General features: G+C 59.8%; 15 protein-coding genes. 8 read left to right on the forward strand and 7 right to left on the reverse strand.

Annotated elements, in window-relative coordinates; translation table 11 throughout:
* Positions 1 to 76: 76 nt before the first annotated feature.
* A complete protein-coding gene (locus H8F22_RS28080; RefSeq protein WP_027921949.1) occupies positions 77 to 607 on the forward strand; it encodes a ferritin-like domain-containing protein in 531 nt (176 codons plus the stop codon).
* Between the two features lie 57 nt (positions 608 to 664).
* Here H8F22_RS28080 and H8F22_RS28085 read toward each other — a convergent pair whose 3' ends face one another.
* On the reverse strand, positions 665 to 2,740 hold the full coding sequence (locus H8F22_RS28085) for an AsmA family protein (protein WP_194940966.1): 2,076 nt from the start codon (positions 2,738 to 2,740) through the stop codon (positions 665 to 667).
* A gap of 389 nt (positions 2,741 to 3,129) precedes the next feature.
* Here H8F22_RS28085 and H8F22_RS28090 point away from each other — a divergent pair, with 389 nt between their 5' ends.
* The 7 genes from H8F22_RS28090 (at position 3,130) to H8F22_RS28120 (ending at position 8,294) form a co-directional block, all read left to right on the forward strand.
* Entirely contained in the window at positions 3,130 to 3,600 is a 471-nt protein-coding gene (locus H8F22_RS28090) for a hypothetical protein (RefSeq protein ID WP_194940967.1), read from the forward strand.
* Between the two features lie 158 nt (positions 3,601 to 3,758).
* Positions 3,759 to 4,391 carry a TetR family transcriptional regulator gene (locus H8F22_RS28095; RefSeq protein ID WP_027921952.1) on the forward strand — a complete coding sequence of 211 codons (633 nt, stop codon included), beginning with the start codon at positions 3,759 to 3,761 and terminating at the stop codon, positions 4,389 to 4,391.
* A gap of 196 nt (positions 4,392 to 4,587) precedes the next feature.
* Positions 4,588 to 5,088 carry an urease accessory protein UreE gene (gene ureE / locus H8F22_RS28100; protein WP_027921953.1) on the forward strand — a complete coding sequence of 167 codons (501 nt, stop codon included), beginning with the start codon at positions 4,588 to 4,590 and terminating at the stop codon, positions 5,086 to 5,088.
* Positions 5,085 to 5,759: an urease accessory protein UreF gene (locus H8F22_RS28105; protein WP_027921954.1), complete on the forward strand. Its 675-nt coding sequence runs from the start codon at positions 5,085 to 5,087 to the stop codon at positions 5,757 to 5,759. Before ureE ends, H8F22_RS28105 begins: the two co-directional genes overlap by 4 nt.
* Positions 5,760 to 5,782: 23 nt before the next feature.
* On the forward strand, positions 5,783 to 6,397 hold the full coding sequence (gene ureG / locus H8F22_RS28110) for an urease accessory protein UreG (RefSeq protein ID WP_007947546.1): 615 nt from the start codon (positions 5,783 to 5,785) through the stop codon (positions 6,395 to 6,397).
* Between the two features lie 28 nt (positions 6,398 to 6,425).
* Positions 6,426 to 6,998 (forward strand): HupE/UreJ family protein, encoded by a 573-nt coding sequence (locus tag H8F22_RS28115; RefSeq protein ID WP_059181719.1) that lies wholly within the window; start codon positions 6,426 to 6,428, stop codon positions 6,996 to 6,998.
* Between the two features lie 168 nt (positions 6,999 to 7,166).
* The gene (locus H8F22_RS28120) at positions 7,167 to 8,294 is read left to right on the forward strand and encodes an AGE family epimerase/isomerase (protein WP_059181720.1); all 1,128 of its coding nucleotides are present in this window, start codon (positions 7,167 to 7,169) and stop codon (positions 8,292 to 8,294) included.
* Between the two features lie 94 nt (positions 8,295 to 8,388).
* On the opposite strand, the gene H8F22_RS28125 is transcribed toward H8F22_RS28120, so the two are convergent.
* The 6 genes from H8F22_RS28125 to H8F22_RS28150 form a co-directional block, all read right to left on the reverse strand.
* Entirely contained in the window at positions 8,389 to 9,156 is a 768-nt protein-coding gene (locus H8F22_RS28125; protein ID WP_027921957.1) for an SDR family oxidoreductase, read from the reverse strand.
* 759 nt (positions 9,157 to 9,915) lie between these two features.
* The gene (locus H8F22_RS28130) at positions 9,916 to 10,632 is read right to left on the reverse strand and encodes an ABC transporter ATP-binding protein (protein ID WP_027921958.1); all 717 of its coding nucleotides are present in this window, start codon (positions 10,630 to 10,632) and stop codon (positions 9,916 to 9,918) included.
* Entirely contained in the window at positions 10,629 to 11,504 is an 876-nt protein-coding gene (locus H8F22_RS28135; RefSeq protein ID WP_027921959.1) for an ABC transporter ATP-binding protein, read from the reverse strand. The genes H8F22_RS28130 and H8F22_RS28135 overlap by 4 nt, the downstream gene beginning before the upstream one ends.
* Positions 11,501 to 12,784, reverse strand: a complete 1,284-nt coding sequence (livM, locus tag H8F22_RS28140; protein ID WP_027921960.1) for a high-affinity branched-chain amino acid ABC transporter permease LivM — start codon at positions 12,782 to 12,784, stop codon at positions 11,501 to 11,503. The genes H8F22_RS28135 and livM overlap by 4 nt, the downstream gene beginning before the upstream one ends.
* A 3-nt stretch (positions 12,785 to 12,787) precedes the next feature.
* Complete coding sequence (locus H8F22_RS28145; protein WP_027921961.1) at positions 12,788 to 13,702, reverse strand: ABC transporter permease subunit; 915 nt, start codon at positions 13,700 to 13,702, stop codon at positions 12,788 to 12,790.
* 170 nt (positions 13,703 to 13,872) lie between these two features.
* The gene (locus H8F22_RS28150) at positions 13,873 to 15,006 is read right to left on the reverse strand and encodes a branched-chain amino acid ABC transporter substrate-binding protein (RefSeq protein WP_027921962.1); all 1,134 of its coding nucleotides are present in this window, start codon (positions 15,004 to 15,006) and stop codon (positions 13,873 to 13,875) included.
* Between the last annotated feature and the right edge of the window lie 348 nt (positions 15,007 to 15,354).

The following is a 15,354-nucleotide window of genomic DNA, read 5'->3' on the forward strand; positions in this document are numbered from 1 at the left end:
CGCATGACTCACAACTTTCGTAGCGATCACTTCTCTAGACGGTGACGCAAACCGGATTAGCCTCCAGGAGAACGAGATGAGTGACATGCATTTGTCTGATGTAACCACCCTTCGTGAACGGGCTCGCCAGAATGTCGAGAATGGCGCGGTCACTGAAAGCTACAGCGCTGACCGCGATGAAGTCCTGCGCCTGCTCAACGCCTCGCTGGCCACTGAACTGGTCTGCGTGTTGCGCTACAAGCGTCACTACTTCATGGCCAACGGCTTGAAAGCCCATGTGGCGGCCGATGAGTTTCTCGAACACGCGACCCAGGAAGCCGAACACGCCGACCGCCTGGCCGAGCGCATCGTGCAGCTGGGCGGTGAACCAGAGTTCAACCCGGATCTGTTGTCGAAGAATTCCCATGCCCAGTATGTGGCGGGGAACAACCTCAAGGAGATGGTCTACGAGGACCTCGTTGCCGAGCGTATTGCCATCGACAGCTATCGCGAGATCATTCAGTACATTGGCGAGAAAGACCCGACTACGCGGCGGATCTTTGAGGACATCCTGGCTCAGGAAGAAGAGCATGCGGATGACATGGCTGACATTCTGAAAGACCTGTAGCGCTGACAGACCGCCTTCGCGAGCAGGCTCGCGAAGGCGTCTTCATTGACGTCGCATTTACCGGGTAGGTTTGACGGTCACCGGCGCCTTGCCCGCCTTCATCTGCTCCAGCAACGGCGCACACTGGTTCGGCTCGCCACCACTGGGCGCCACCAGCGCCAGCAACCCGGCCGCCGGCGCTGCAATCACACCCAACGCCACCATCCCCGCCCCGCGCAGCATCAGCGGCACCGCTTTCACCCCGGCATCCGGCTTGATGAACTTGCCCCGTACGTACAGCGGCGAGCGTAGAGAGATCAAGCGCCAGCCCTTCGACTCCGGCGTAATGGTGAGGTCCAGTTGTTCGGTCGCCATGTTCGCGGTGCCATCGATGTAGATGATCGCGTTCTCGGTATCGAAGACGAACAGGCGCGTGGTCGCCAGCCCGGTCTTGATGTCGAAGTCGGCCGCCGCGCAATTGATCTTCACTTCCTTGTCGCCGAAGATTTTGCCGACCACGTAGTTACCGACGTTGAGCCCGGCCAGCTCCATCAGCTCGCGGCTGATCGCGCCATCATTGATCAGCAATTTCAGATTGCCGTTGGCGCTGCCCAGCAGCTTGGCCACCGAGTTGCCGCGCCCCGAGAGGTCGGCATCGCCATTAAGTTCGCCGAAACTGGTTTTCATTGGTTCGAAGGTCGGGAACAGTTGCTTGAGCTTGAACTTGCGCGCAGTGAGTTTGGCCTGCCCTTCCAGCGGTTCAGTCCGGCCATTCAAGCGAATCTGCGCTTCCAGATTGCCGCCCGCCACACCAAAGCGCAGGGGTTCGAGGCTGAGTTGGCCGTCGGTCAACACCAAATGCGTATAGAGGTCGGTGAACGGCAGTTTTTCGCTGTGGACGATGCGCTTGCCGGTGAATTCGACGTCGGCGTCCATGTCGCGCCAGCGCTCGGTCTTGAACGCTTCGACCGGCAAAATTTTGTCCGTCGGCTGCTGGCTGTCGGCGCCACGGGCCTTTTGCTTGGCATTGGAGTCGGCGCCGATCAGCGGTGCGAGGTCGACAAACAGCAGTTGGTTGGAAAGCAGCGAACCACTGAGCTTCGGCCTTGGCTGACTGGCGACATACGCCAGGCTGCCATGAATGTCACTTTCGCCGATCTTGCCGTTGAAGTCTTCATAGCGGAATACCGCGCCACCCGGCTCATGCAGCTTGGCAATCAAGTGCCCGTCGGTGGCGTACGGTGGCGTATCCGGCAGTGTCACACCGGTCAACGGATACAGATTGCCGAGGCTGGTGCCGGCCAGTTTCAGCCGCAGATCCAGCGCGCCGAGGTTCAGGGGATCGGTCAGGGTCCCGGCCAGTTCGACGCCGGTATCGGCAATCTTCACCTGCGCCTGGAGCGGGAACGGCTTGGCCGCGTCCTGCAACGCCAACAAGCCGCCGATCTTGCCGGAGCCCTCGAGTTTCTGCGCGTGGTATTGGCCTTTGACCTTGAGGGCGAAGGCGTAGTCCTGGGGCGCAGCACCCTTCTCAAGCGCGGCTTTCGCGGCCTTGTCACCGACGATGTCGCTGAACGGAATTGGCTTGCCCAGCGGATCGATGAGCACATCGAGCTGCGTCTTCAGGTTCTGGTCGTCAAGGGTAACGTGGCTCTTGTCGAAGCCGATGGCGCCGATATCGACCACCCAGTTCGACGGTTCGGCGTTGGGGTCTTTCGGGTCGAATTTGAAGGTCCAGTTCGCGCGGCCATCAGCCAGGCGTTGGAGCTGGGCGTTCGGTTCGGTCAGGTCGATACGCGGGATGACCACTCGCTGCGCCAGCAGGGCCAGCGGCGAAATACGCAATTCAACGCGCTTGAGGGTGACCATCTGCGGTTGTTTCGACCAGTCCGGGTTGCCGAGACTCAAGTCTTCGGCCACCACATGCGGCCACGGCACCCAGGCCCGCCAGCCACCCTCGTCAGGCTCGCGCTGCCAGACCACCGCGAGGTTGCCATTAATAGCAAACGCTCGGTGCAGCTCTTCGGAGACTTTGGTGTTGATCGTGGGTTTGATCCGGTTCCAATCGAAGAACACGATGATCAGCACGAGTATCGCCAGCAGAACAACCAGGCTGGCAAAGACCCAGGCGAAAATTTTGGGGGTGCGCGTCATTGCACAGGACTCCTGAATACGACTGAGCGCCCTGACTGCGACGCACGTATGAAACGTTAGGCCAGAACCGGCCTGCCATGACAGCTAGGACTGGGAAAAGCCGCGCAGGTTTAACCGAAAAGCCTATTAACGTTCAAATAATCCCCCACGATCACTCTGCGCACTCCAAACGGTGTTACCGCCACCCGCACTGCTGTGCGGCATGAGTGAGTCGAAACTACCCACTCCAGTGCAAAAACACCCGACGGAAAGGCCCGGTTTAGAGCCCTCCAGCAGAACAATCAATTCTGTTGATTATTACCATTGCGTTTATGAACTTTCATATCGACTTATCGAGAGTAGCATTGCCCTCGTACCCACTTTATCGCCCTCCCAAGGAGCACCCCATCATGAAACGCCAATTACTGCTTAGCCTGACCCTCTCGATGCTAGCCAGCACCGCTTTCGCTCTGCCAGCCGCTGATCAGGCCACTCCGCAAGTCAAAGACAGCCACTCGGTGTTCAGCCAAACCGTCGCCGCTGATGGTTCCGACCGCACTCCACAAGGCCAGACCCTTGCCGAAGGCGGTAACGATCGCCTGAAAGAAAAAGGCTTGATCACTCAAGATGGCACGGATCGCACCCCACAAGGCCAGGCCCTGGCTGCTGACGGTTCCGATCGCACTCCACAAGGTCAAACCCTGGCTGCTGACGGTTCCGATCGCACTCCACAAGGTCAAACCCTGGCTGCTGACGGTTCCGACCGTACTCCACAAGGCCAAACCCTGGCTGCTGACGGTTCCGACCGTACCCCACAAGGCCAAACCCTGGCTGAAGGTGGTGGTGACCGCGTGATCGAACGCAACAGCGCTCTGAGCTAAGCCTCATGGCCGCCCTGAAAAAAAGCCCAATCCCCGGATTGGGCTTTTGACTTATAGAGAAGCCGCGTTTTCCCCCGCCTGCCCCCGATAGTCGTTCGACGCCAGCGAAGCCGATTTGCTAGAGTGCGCCGCTGTCCTGTCCAGAAAACACCCTTGCGATGCTGCCCCGCGCCGAACAGAAACAACAAACCCGCAACGCCCTGATGGACGCTGCCCGTCACCTGATGGAATGCGGCCGAGGATTCGGCAGTCTCAGCCTGCGCGAAGTGGCGAAAACCGCTGGCATCGTGCCCACCGGTTTCTACCGGCATTTCGCCGATATGGATGAACTGGGCCTGGTGCTGGTCAGCGAAGTCGGTCAGACCTTCCGCGAAACCATTCGCCTGGTGCGCCATAACGAATTCGTCATGGGCGGCATTATCGATGCGTCGGTGCGGATCTTTCTCGACGTGGTCAGTGCCAATCGTTCGCAATTTCTGTTTCTTGCCCGTGAGCAATACGGCGGATCGCTGCCCGTGCGGTTGGCGATCGGGCGGTTGCGCGAAGACATCAGCTCGGATCTGGCGGCCGACTTGTCGTTGATGCCAAAGCTGCAGCATCTGGACATTGCCGGGTTGAGCGTGATGGCGGACCTGATTGTAAAAAGCGTGTTCGCGACACTGCCGGACATCATTGACCCGCCCGCCGAAGCGCTACCGGAGCATCTGACGCCGCAAGCGAAAATCACGCAGCAACTGCGCTTCATCTTCATCGGCCTGAAACACTGGCAAGGCCTCGGTAGCACAGAATAATCCCCTATCCCCGCTCCCATAAGGAGTTGCATCGCTGCAAATTGGTGCGCCACACCCTATCCCCGCACCAATTTCAGCCAAAACCCTGCAACATCCAGAAACACCCACTGCGCTCCGACAGGTATTTCCTACGTATCCCCCGATTGGCAAGCCCCTTGCTCTAGCCTGAGCATTGCCCATTGCTGGAAGCCTACCGATGCTGGTGATTCATCGCAGAATCGACCCTCGACCCGTCTGGGCCGCTGAATTGCACCTGACCTTCGAAGCCCGGAGTAAAAGCCGTTTGCGCTGTTTCAGTGCCGAAGGTGAAGACGTCGGGTTATTTTTGGAGCGCGGTCAGCCGCCCCTGTATGACGGCGAGTGCCTGCAAGCCGAAGACGGGCGCATCGTGCGTGTTTGCGCCCGCCCCGAACAATTGCTGCACGTTACCTGCGCCAACGCCTTCGAATTGACTCGCGCCGCCTATCACCTCGGCAACCGCCATGTCGCCCTGCAGATCGGTGATGGCTGGCTGCGCCTGCTTGACGATTACGTGCTCAAAGCCATGCTCGAACAGCTGGAGGCCAAGGTCGAAAACATCGAAGCGCCGTTCCAGCCGGAACACGGCGCCTATGGTGGCGGCCATCACCATTCGCGGCATGGCGACGAAGACTTCAACTACCCACCGAAACTGCACCAGTTCGGCGTCCGTTTATGAACCCGGCCTGGGCGCTGCTGCGCCTGGCCAGTCCGCAGCTGCCGATTGGCGGCTACAGCTATTCCCAAGGTCTGGAAATGGCGGTGGATAACGGCCGCGTGAGCGATGCAGACGGCGCGCGACGCTGGATCAGCGATCAATTGTTGCTGAACCTGGCGCGGTTCGAAGCACCGCTGTTACTCGCCCATTGCGTGGCCGCCGCGGAGGAAAACTGGGCCGAATTGCAGCAACGCTGCGAAGAACACCGGGCCAGTCGGGAAACCCGCGAATTGCATCAAGAGAGCCGGCAGATGGGCTACTCCTTGCAACAACTGCTCAGCGGTTTGCCGGAACTCGACGCACCCGCCCGCGCCTTCCTCGAACAACGCCCCGAACCGCATCTGGCCCTCGGCTGGGCGCTGGCCGCCCGGGCCTGGGGGATCAGTCCGCAGGATGCGCTGGCCGCGTGGCTCTGGAGCTGGCTGGAAAACCAGTTGGCGGTGCTGATGAAAACCCTGCCGCTGGGCCAGCAAGCCGCGCAACGCCTGACCAGCGAACTGCTGCCGCTGCTGCAACAAGCCCAGCAGGACGCCACCCGAATCAACCCCGAACACTATGGCAGCGCCGCGTTTGGCCTGTCCCTGGCGTGCATGGCCCATGAGCGCCAGTACAGCCGTCTGTTCCGTTCCTAGGGCCTTTTAAGTTGGAGAACCACATGAACACACAACCCCTGCGCGTCGGCATCGGCGGCCCGGTCGGTTCCGGTAAAACCGCGTTGACCCTGGCCCTGTGCCTGGCCCTGCGCGAGCGCTACAACCTGGCCGTCGTCACCAATGACATCTACACCCGCGAAGACGCCGACTTTCTGGTGCGCAACGAAGCCTTGGCGCCGGAGCGGATCATCGGTGTGGAAACCGGCGGCTGCCCGCACACGGCGATCCGCGAAGACGCCTCGATCAACCTCGAAGCCGTGGATCAACTGAACCGCCGCTTCCCGGGGCTGGACCTGATTCTGGTGGAGTCCGGTGGCGACAATCTGTCTGCGACGTTCAGCCCCGAACTGTCCGACCTGACCATCTATGTGATCGACGTTTCGGCCGGCGACAAGTTGCCGCGCAAGGGCGGTCCAGGGATCTGCAAATCCGATCTGCTGGTGATCAACAAAGTCGACCTCGCGCCATTGGTAGGTGCGTCGCTGGAGATGATGGACAGCGACACCAAACGCATGCGCAACGGCAAGCCGTTTGTCTTCAGCAACCAGAAAACCGGTCTGGGCCTTGAAGAAATCATCGCCTTCATCGAACGCCAAGGCCTGCTGACAGCCGCCTGACCACCACTTATCAACAGGAAGCTTATCCATGACACTGAAACGTATTCTGGGCGCCATGGCCCTGCTGCTGACCCCGGCCATCGCCTTCGCCCATCCGGGACATGGCGACAACGGCCTGATCGCCGGTATCAGCCACCCGATTGGCGGCCTCGATCACTTGCTGGCGATGGTGGCTGTTGGCTTGTGGGCGGCGCAGCAAAAAGGCGCGGCGCGCTGGGCGCTGCCGTGTACGTTTGTCGGCACGATGTTGATTGGCGGGTTGCTGGGGTTTGAAGGGCTGAACCTGCCGGCGCTGGAAGGCGCGATTGCCGCGTCGGTGCTGGCGCTGGGTCTGGCGGTGGCGTTGGCGGTGCGTCCGCCATTGAGCCTCGCGGTGGCGGCGACGGCGTTGTTTGCGCTGTTCCATGGTGTGGCGCATGGGCTGGAGTTGCCGGACATGTCGAGCCCTTGGGCGTATGCGGCCGGGTTCGTGGCAGCGACGGCGGCGTTGCATGGGTTGGGTTATGCGGTCGTTCGGGTGTTGCCGCACGCGGCGGCTCCGCTGGTTCGATTGGCGGGCGCGGCGTCCGCAGCGACTGGCGTGTGGTTGTTGGCGGGCTGATTTCTTTATCGCCGGTAATGGCCTCATCGCGAGCAAGCTCGGCTCCCACAGTGGAATGCGTACTCCTGTGGGAGCCGAGCTTGCTCGCGATGGCGGCCTGACAGACACCGCATCTCTCAGGCCTGCTAACATGTCGCGCAATCAACCCTGCCGTGACGACGCCAGCCAATGCCGCCTGTTTCCCGCTCCGCCTCCCAGCCTGAATTGACCGCCCTGTTCGCCTCGGTGCAACAGCACTTCCAGGACGTGATCGTGCCGCTCTGGCAAGGCCCCGGCTGGAATGCCGACATGGCGCTGCCGTATGAGGCGCTGGACGCGGAGCATCAGCCGCTGCCGCCTCAACGCTATCGGGCCATGGCCTGCGCACGGCAGCTGTATCTTTTCTCAAGCCTGATCGGCCAGGTGCCGGGCGCCGAAGCGCGTGCCGCCGTGCTGTTCCGATCCCTTCAGCAGCACTTCCACGATGCCGAGCACGGCGGCTGGTTCTACAGCATCGACCCGCAAGGCGCGCCACTCGACCCGCGCAAAGACCTCTACACCCACGCATTCATTCTGTTCGCCTGCGCCCATTACTGGGACAAGGTTCGCGAGCCGCTGGTGGAATCGGTACTCAATGCAGCGCTGGAAGTGATCGCTCAGCGTTTCGCGACGGGCGACGGCCTGTACGAAGCCAGCCTCGACCGTGGCTGGTCCTCGCTTGATTCCGGGCCGCTGCAAAATCCCCTGATGCACTTGGCCGAAGCCTTCCTTGCCACCCTGTCGGTGCGTGAAGACGCCGCCGTGCAGCGGGCGCTCGTCGACTTATGCACAGCCATGCAGAAGCGCTTCATCGACCCGCAACAGTGCGTGTTGATGGAGAAGCCGTTGGGTGCTGTGGATAACTGGTTTGAGCCGGGGCATCAGTTCGAATGGTATTTCCTGCTGGAATCTTCGCCGTTACTGCGCGGCTCGGCATTACATGTGTCGCTTGATCATGCATTTACGCTGACCGAGCAGCGGGGTGTTGATCCACAGACGGGTGCCGTTGTCGCGATGCTCGATCTGGAGGGTTCTGCAAAGGATGCCACCCAGCGCATCTGGGCCCAGGCTGAATACCTGCGCGCCCTGACCTTGCGGCCCGACAGCGAGGCCTCTGTGCAGCGTCAATTGCAGGCGCTGCAACAGCATTTCCTGCATGCGGGCGGTTGGTATGAGTGTCGTGATGAGAAAGGCGACGTGAGCCGCAAGGACATGCCGTCGACGACGCCTTATCACTTGGCGACCTGCTATCGCGGGCTGGTCGAGTTTCTCGGCTAACTGACAGATCGCTATCGCGGGCAAGCCGCGCTCCCACAGGGATCACACTGTACCTGTGTGAGCGTGGCTTGCCCGCGATGGCCGTTACGCGGTCTTACGCCTTGGCATTACGTTCAATCGAGAAACCAGCCCAGGTCTGGCTCACCGGCATCAACTCCAGGCTGTTGATGTTGATGTGCGCCGGCGCATTCATCACCCAGAAAATAGTCTCGGCGATATCCTGCGGCTGGATCGGCTCGGCACCCGCATACGTCGCGTTGTACCGCTCCTGGTCACCGGCGAAACGCACCAGCGAGAACTCGCTCTCACACAGACCCGGCTCAATGTTGCTGACGCGCACGCCAGTGCCTTGCAGGTCGCAACGCAGGTTCAACGAGAACTGCTTAACGAACGCCTTGCTCGCGCCATACACATGGCTGCCCGGATACGGATAGTTGCCAGCGATGGAGCCAAGGTTAACGATGCCGGCGCCACGGCCATGGGCAATCAGGCGCGGTAGCAGCAGACGGGTGCTGTACATCAGGCCTTTGATGTTGGTGTCGACCATGGTGTCCCAATCGTCGAGATCGCACTTGGGTGCCGGGTCCACACCGAGCGCCAGGCCGGCGTTGTTGATCAGCCCGCGCAGCTTGGCGAAGGATGGCGGCAGGTTGGCAATCGCTTCCTCCATGGCTTTGCGATCACGCACGTCGAGCACCAGGCCATGCACCTCGGTCTGCTTCGACAATTCGGCGCACAGGGCATTCAGGCGCTCTTCACGACGGCCTGTCAGCACCAGTTTCCAGCCAGCCTCGGCAAAACGGCGGGCACAGGCTTCACCAAAACCGGAGGTCGCGCCGGTAATAAACAGGGTGTTGGACATCGTGTTCTCCTTGCTTCGGCTGATGGACAGCCCTTGGAATAGAAAATCAGCTGGCAGCATGCCCGGCCTTGCTCACAGCGGCAACCACCGCAAAAGCTGTACGAAAAACAACCAACCCAGCGAACGCCTTACGCCCCGCGACTTGCAGCCATGTACGCGCACGTTATCCACAGGCCGGTCCACAGTTTCCGGGGGCAAGTGGAAAAGCTGGAAGCCGCTGTGCACAAGGCTTTGCGGGGAGTTTTGAAAGTTTTTTGCTTGACCCTCGAATGCTCGCGGTGTAGCGCAGGGCATTTTGCACGATGGGCCCTACAGAGCAGCGATGGCGCCAAGCCAGTAACTACGGCCCTCAGCCGAGTCTTTCCAGAGTTTAATCACAGACTTATCCACAGGCTTGCCCTACCTGTTTCGCCTCTCTTTTGTCTCCAATAAAAAGGTTGACAACGACGGTTCTCCCCCACGCAAAAACGCCTGATCAAAAAACAACCACAGCGCTGCAAGCCACGGATTTAAAGGCGCCCAGCCAGCTACTCCCACGTTATTCACAGCCAGCTCCACAGCAAACGGGGACAAGTCAAAACCGTGACAAAACAACTATTTGCAGCGGCTTTATGTCGCGCTTTCAGAGCTTGTGAATATTGTTTTCCACAATTTCCAGAAAGCACTGTTTTGTGACCTGTGAGGGGAAATGCGGTGAATTGGGGACGTAAAAAAGCCCCGGCGATTGCTCGTCGGGGCTGTGGGTATTTCAGCGAAGAATCAATGACCGCCGAGATACGCGTTACGCACTTCCTCGTTCACCAGCAGCTCCTTGCCGGTGCCCGTGAGGCGGATCTCGCCGTTGACCATCACATACGCCCGGTCCGACAACTTGAGCGCGTGGTTGGCGTTCTGCTCGACCAGGAAGATGGTCATGCCGGTTTTGGCCAGCTCGCGCAAGGTCGCGAAGATCTGTTTCACCACAATCGGCGCCAACCCCAGGCTTGGCTCGTCGAGCAACAGCAGTTTTGGCCGGCTCATCAACGCACGAGCGATGGCGAGCATTTGCTGTTCGCCGCCGGACATGGTCATTGCCCGCTGGTTGCGCCGCTCTTCAAGCCTTGGGAACAACTCGAACATGCGTTGCATGTCTTCCTTGGCGTACTTGTCACCGATAGGGATGGTGCCCATCAGCAGGTTTTCCTCGACAGTCATGTCGGGGAACACCCGCCGCCCTTCCGGCGATTGCGCGATGCCATTGGACGCGATGTAGTGGGACGACTTGTGGGTGATGTCCACACCCTGATAGATGATCTGCCCGTCTGCCGCGCGCGGCTGGCCGAAAATCGACATCAGCAGGGTCGACTTGCCGGCACCATTGGAGCCGATCAGGCTGACTGTTTCACCTTCATTGATGTGCAACGAGACTTTCTTCAGGGCCTGGATCGGCCCGTAAAACACGTCCAGTTCCTTGAGTTCGAGGATCGGTTGACTCATAACACCACTTCCTCTTCATCGGCGCCCAGGTAGGCCGCAATCACTTTCGGGTCGTTGCGGATCGCGTCGGGGCCGCCCTCGGCGATGACGATGCCGTGGTCCAGCACCACGATGTGGTCGGAAATACTCATCACCATGCCCATGTCGTGTTCGATCAGCACCACGGTCAGATCGTGCTCGTCACGCAGCAGCCGGATCATCGCGCTCAATGCTTCGGTTTCCTGAGGGTTGAGGCCGGCGGCCGGTTCGTCGAGGCAGATGATCTGCGGACGGGTGCACATGGCCCGGGCGATTTCCAGGCGGCGCTGTTGGCCGTAGGACAATTCGCCGGCGAGGCGGTTGGCGCAATCCACCAGGTCCACCACTTCCAGCCAGTAGAAAGCATGGTCCAGCGCATCACTTTCAGCCTTGCGGTAGCCCTTGGTGTTGAGGATGCCGGCCAGCATGCTGCGGTTGACCCACATGTGTTGGGCCACCAGCAGGTTTTCCAGCACCGACATTTCCTTGAACAGGCGAATGTTCTGGAAGGTCCGCGCCAGCCCGGCCCGGTTCACCAGGTGGGTGCCGCCAAACATCTTGTAGTACAGACGACTGGCGAAGGATTTAGGCGAGACGAAATCGGTCGGTTTGAACGCTTCGCCCAGCAATTGGATGACATTGGTCTGCTCGCCGCGCACGTTCAGTTCGATCTTGCCGCCGGAGGCCTTGTAGAACCCGGTCAGGCAGTTGAACACCGTGGTCTTGCCAGCGCCGTTGGGGCCGATCAGGGCGAAGATCGAGTTGCGTTTGACCTGCAGGCTGACATCATTCAACGCCTTGATGCCGCCAAAGTGCATCATCAGCTTCTCGACCGAGAGTACGACTTCGCTCATGGCGCTACTCCTTTACGCGGGGTCACACCGGTACGGCTGATCCGAATCAGGCCGCGCGGTCGCCAGATCATCATCAACACCATCAGGATGCCGAACAGCAGCACGCGGTATTCCGCGAAGCCACGCAGCAGCTCCGGGGCGACGGTCAGCACGAAGGCTGCAATCACCACGCCGATGGTCGAGCCCATGCCGCCGAGTACCACGATGGCGAGGATCAGGGCCGATTCAAAGAAGGTAAACGAGGTCGGGTTGACGAAGCCTTGATAGGTGGCGAAGAACACGCCAGCCAGACCGGCCGTCGACGCACCGATGGTGAACGCCGAGAGCTTCACCAGTACATGGTTCAGGCCCATGGAGCGGCAGGCGATCTCGTCTTCACGCAAGGCTTCCCAGGCGCGGCCAACCGGCATACGGGTCAAGCGATGCTTGATGTACAACACCGCCAGCACAACCATGAACAACACCGCGTAGATGAAGTAGTACTTCACGTCGGGGTTGTAGGCGATGCCGAAGAACTCGTGGAACGGTATGCCGCCGTCTTTCGCCCGTTTGCCGAACTCCAGGCCGAAGAACGTCGGCAGCGGTGCCGGCATGCCGTTCGGGCCGCCGGTCAGCGACAGCCAGTTGTTGAGGATCAAGCGGATGATTTCACCGAAACCAAGGGTCACGATGGCCAGGTAGTCACCGTGCAGACGCAACACCGGGAAGCCGAGGATGCACCCGGCAAGCCCGGCAGTGATTGCTGCCAGCGGCAGCACCGTCCAGAAGCCCAGGCCGAGGTACTGGTAACCGAGCGCCAGGCCATAGGCGCCGATGGCATAGAACGCCACGTAACCCAGGTCGAGCAGGCCGGCCAGGCCGACCACGATGTTCAGCCCCAGACCGAGTAGCACGTAGATCAATCCAAGGATGACCACGCCCAGCAGGTAGGAGTTGGAGAAAAACGGAAACACCACGGCAATGACGATCATCAGCGGGATGATCCAGCGCAACCGGGATTTGTAATCGGGCGGCAGTACATGAACCCCGGAGCCGGTGGTTTCAAACCCTTCGAGAATTTTCAGACCCTTGGGTGTTTGCAGGAACAGGCTCAGGGCAAAACGGCCCGCCATGACGATGGCGACAATCCACGCCACGCGTGTTGGTTGCAGGTTGAAGCCATAGCCGTCGAGGACAATGCCGACAATCGGACCAAACACGATGAGCGCTACAAGGCCGGCAAGAATCGCGTCAACCAGGCTTCTTTTGAGATCAATGGTTTTTTTAGTGGTTGAAGACATCGCTTACACCTTCGACACAAGAGGACGGCCGAGCAGGCCTTGAGGCCGAAAGACCAGAACGAGAACGAGCAGCGAGAAGCTGAAAACGTCTTTGTAGTCCGAGTTGACCAGACCAGAGAACAGCGACTCGGAGATCCCGAGAATGATCCCGCCGAGCATCGCACCCGGCAACGAGCCGATCCCGCCGAGTACCGCTGCGGTGAACGCTTTGATACCGATGACGAAACCTGCGTAGAAGTCGAACGTGCCGTAGTTCATGGTGATCAGTACGCCGGCCAGGGCCGCCATCGCTGCACCGATGATGAACACGTAGGAAATCACGCGGTCGGTGTTGATCCCCAGGATCGAGGCCATCTTGCGGTCTTGCTGGGTCGCGCGGCACATGCGGCCGAGCTTGGTGTACTTGATGACGTAGGTCAGCAGGCCCATCCCGACAAACGCGGCGACCAGAATGAAGATCTTGGTGTAGGTCAACTGGACGAAGCCAGTGCCGACTTCAACGCGCCATGCACCGGTCAGCAGTGTCGGAACACCTTGCTGGCGTGCACCTTGGGCGATCTGTGCATAGTTTTGCAGGATCAGGGAAATACCGATGGCGCTGATCAGCGGTGCCAGTCGGGTTGAGTTTCGCAGCGGTTTGTAGGCGACGCGCTCGATGACCCAGCCATACACCGCCGTAACGACGATGGTGAAGACCAGTGTGCCGAGCATCAGCAGCGGGAAGGATTCAATACCGAAGTAAGCCAGCAGAGCCAGACTGATTGCCGCCAGGTAAGCAGAAATCATGTAAACCTCGCCGTGGGCGAAGTTGATCATGCCAATGATGCCATAGACCATTGTGTAGCCGATGGCGATCAGGCCATAGACCGACCCGAGGGTCAGGCCGTTGACCAGTTGCTGCAGGAAAATACCATCCATAACGCAATCTCACGCATTTGAGAGACTGCACAGAAGCCGGGTACGACGGACCGGGGTTCAGCCGCCGACGCTAACCGGTTGTGTGCAGCTCTACGAGAAAAGACAGGTACTGCACGGACATGTTCTTTGAATGCCCGACGCACAAGGCGCCGGACAATCAGCAGGTCATATCACTTCTGTTTTTCCAGCTGGTGGTATTTGCCGTCCTTATCCCACTGGTAAACCACGTAGTCGGAGACTTTCAGGTCGCCCTTGGCGTCCCAGGTCTTCTCGCCCATCACGGTTTTGACCGGGTTGGCTTTCAGCCATTTGGCAGCGTCTTCGCCCTTGTTGGACTTGGCGCCATTGAAAGCAGCGGCCAGGGTCTGGACCGAAGCGTAAGCGTAGAGGGTGTAGCCTTCAGGCTCGGTACCGGCCTTGCGGAAAGCGTCTACCACGGTCTTGCTGTCTGGCAGCAGGCGTGGGTCGGCGCCGAAGGTCATCAGCACGCCGTCGACGTATTGCGGGCCGCCAGCGGTGGTCACCAGTTCGTCGGTCACGATGCCGTCATCGGACATGAATTTCACGTCTTTCAGGCCTTCGGTACGCAGCTGTTTAACCAGTGGACCCGCCTCTGGGTGCAGGCCGCCGAAGTAGACCACGTCGGCACCGGCCGCACGGATCTTGGTCACCACGGCGCTGAAGTCTTTCTCACCGCGAGTCAGGCCTTCATACAGAACCGGTTTCACACCGCGTTTTTCCAGCTGAGCCTTGGTGGCATCAGCCAGGCCCTGACCGTAGGTGTCCTTGTCGTGCAGCACGGCAACTTTTTTGCCCTTGAGCACGTCGACGATGTAGTCGCCGGCCACGATGCCTTGCTGGTCGTCACGCCCGCACATACGGAACATGGCACTCAGGCCGCGCTCGGTAACAGCCGGGTTGGTGGAACCTGGGGTGATTGCAATGATGCCCGCTTCGTCGTAGATCTCGGAGGCCGGGATGGTCGACGAGGAGCAGAAGTGACCGACCACGCCAGCCACTTTCTGGTTGGTCAGGTCCTTGGCGACCGTCACAGCCTGTTTCGGTTCGCAGGCGTCATCGCCCTTCACCAGTACGATTTTTTCCCCGTTAACGCCGCCCGCCGCGTTGACCGCGTCGGCTGCAGCCTGTGCACCCTTCATGTACTGCTCGCCAAATGCCGCGTTGGCGCCTGTCATCGGGCCCGCCACACCGATTTTCACATCAGCCTGTGCAAACGCAGAAACACCCAGCGCAGCTGCCACTGCGAGGGCCAGAAAGCCTTTCTTGTAAAACGTCTGGGACATGAGGTGGTGCTCCAAGGTTTTTTTTTAGTTGGCACTGCGATTTCACTGATTGCTCAGAGCAAGGGCCGTGCCATCGGTTTTTTATTCTGAAAAAAGTCGCTGCTTTATTGTTTTTTCGACTGTTTCGATCCCATTTTCATTGGGCGTGCAACCGTCTAAACCGCGGAAGGTGAAACCATTTATTTTTAAAGGCGCAACCCGCATGCGCCATCATTGCAACCGCGGCGTTAAACGACGTGCAACCAGCCTGTAACAACGTGCGTCACCGAAGTGCACACTGCTGGTGCGGGACTGCTACAACCCGCACCATTACAGGCTAGTCGCTGCGCCGAAAAGCGCCGCTTCCAG

Source organism: Pseudomonas mucoides (assembly GCF_015461845.1).
GTDB classification, from domain to species: domain Bacteria; phylum Pseudomonadota; class Gammaproteobacteria; order Pseudomonadales; family Pseudomonadaceae; genus Aquipseudomonas; species Aquipseudomonas mucoides.

Bases quoted from the DNA above. Each gene is read 5' to 3' on its own strand.
- H8F22_RS28080 (WP_027921949.1), top strand. From the start codon at position 77: ATGAGTGACATGCATTTGTCTGATGTAACCACCCTTCGTGAACGGGCT.
- H8F22_RS28085 (WP_194940966.1), bottom strand. From the start codon at position 2,740: ATGACGCGCACCCCCAAAATTTTCGCCTGGGTCTTTGCCAGCCTGGTT.
- H8F22_RS28090 (WP_194940967.1), top strand. From the start codon at position 3,130: ATGAAACGCCAATTACTGCTTAGCCTGACCCTCTCGATGCTAGCCAGC.
- H8F22_RS28095 (WP_027921952.1), top strand. From the start codon at position 3,759: ATGCTGCCCCGCGCCGAACAGAAACAACAAACCCGCAACGCCCTGATG.
- ureE (WP_027921953.1), top strand. From the start codon at position 4,588: ATGCTGGTGATTCATCGCAGAATCGACCCTCGACCCGTCTGGGCCGCT.
- H8F22_RS28105 (WP_027921954.1), top strand. From the start codon at position 5,085: ATGAACCCGGCCTGGGCGCTGCTGCGCCTGGCCAGTCCGCAGCTGCCG.
- ureG (WP_007947546.1), top strand. From the start codon at position 5,783: ATGAACACACAACCCCTGCGCGTCGGCATCGGCGGCCCGGTCGGTTCC.
- H8F22_RS28115 (WP_059181719.1), top strand. From the start codon at position 6,426: ATGACACTGAAACGTATTCTGGGCGCCATGGCCCTGCTGCTGACCCCG.
- H8F22_RS28120 (WP_059181720.1), top strand. From the start codon at position 7,167: ATGCCGCCTGTTTCCCGCTCCGCCTCCCAGCCTGAATTGACCGCCCTG.
- H8F22_RS28125 (WP_027921957.1), bottom strand. From the start codon at position 9,156: ATGTCCAACACCCTGTTTATTACCGGCGCGACCTCCGGTTTTGGTGAA.
- H8F22_RS28130 (WP_027921958.1), bottom strand. From the start codon at position 10,632: ATGAGTCAACCGATCCTCGAACTCAAGGAACTGGACGTGTTTTACGGG.
- H8F22_RS28135 (WP_027921959.1), bottom strand. From the start codon at position 11,504: ATGAGCGAAGTCGTACTCTCGGTCGAGAAGCTGATGATGCACTTTGGC.
- livM (WP_027921960.1), bottom strand. From the start codon at position 12,784: ATGTCTTCAACCACTAAAAAAACCATTGATCTCAAAAGAAGCCTGGTT.
- H8F22_RS28145 (WP_027921961.1), bottom strand. From the start codon at position 13,702: ATGGATGGTATTTTCCTGCAGCAACTGGTCAACGGCCTGACCCTCGGG.
- H8F22_RS28150 (WP_027921962.1), bottom strand. From the start codon at position 15,006: ATGTCCCAGACGTTTTACAAGAAAGGCTTTCTGGCCCTCGCAGTGGCA.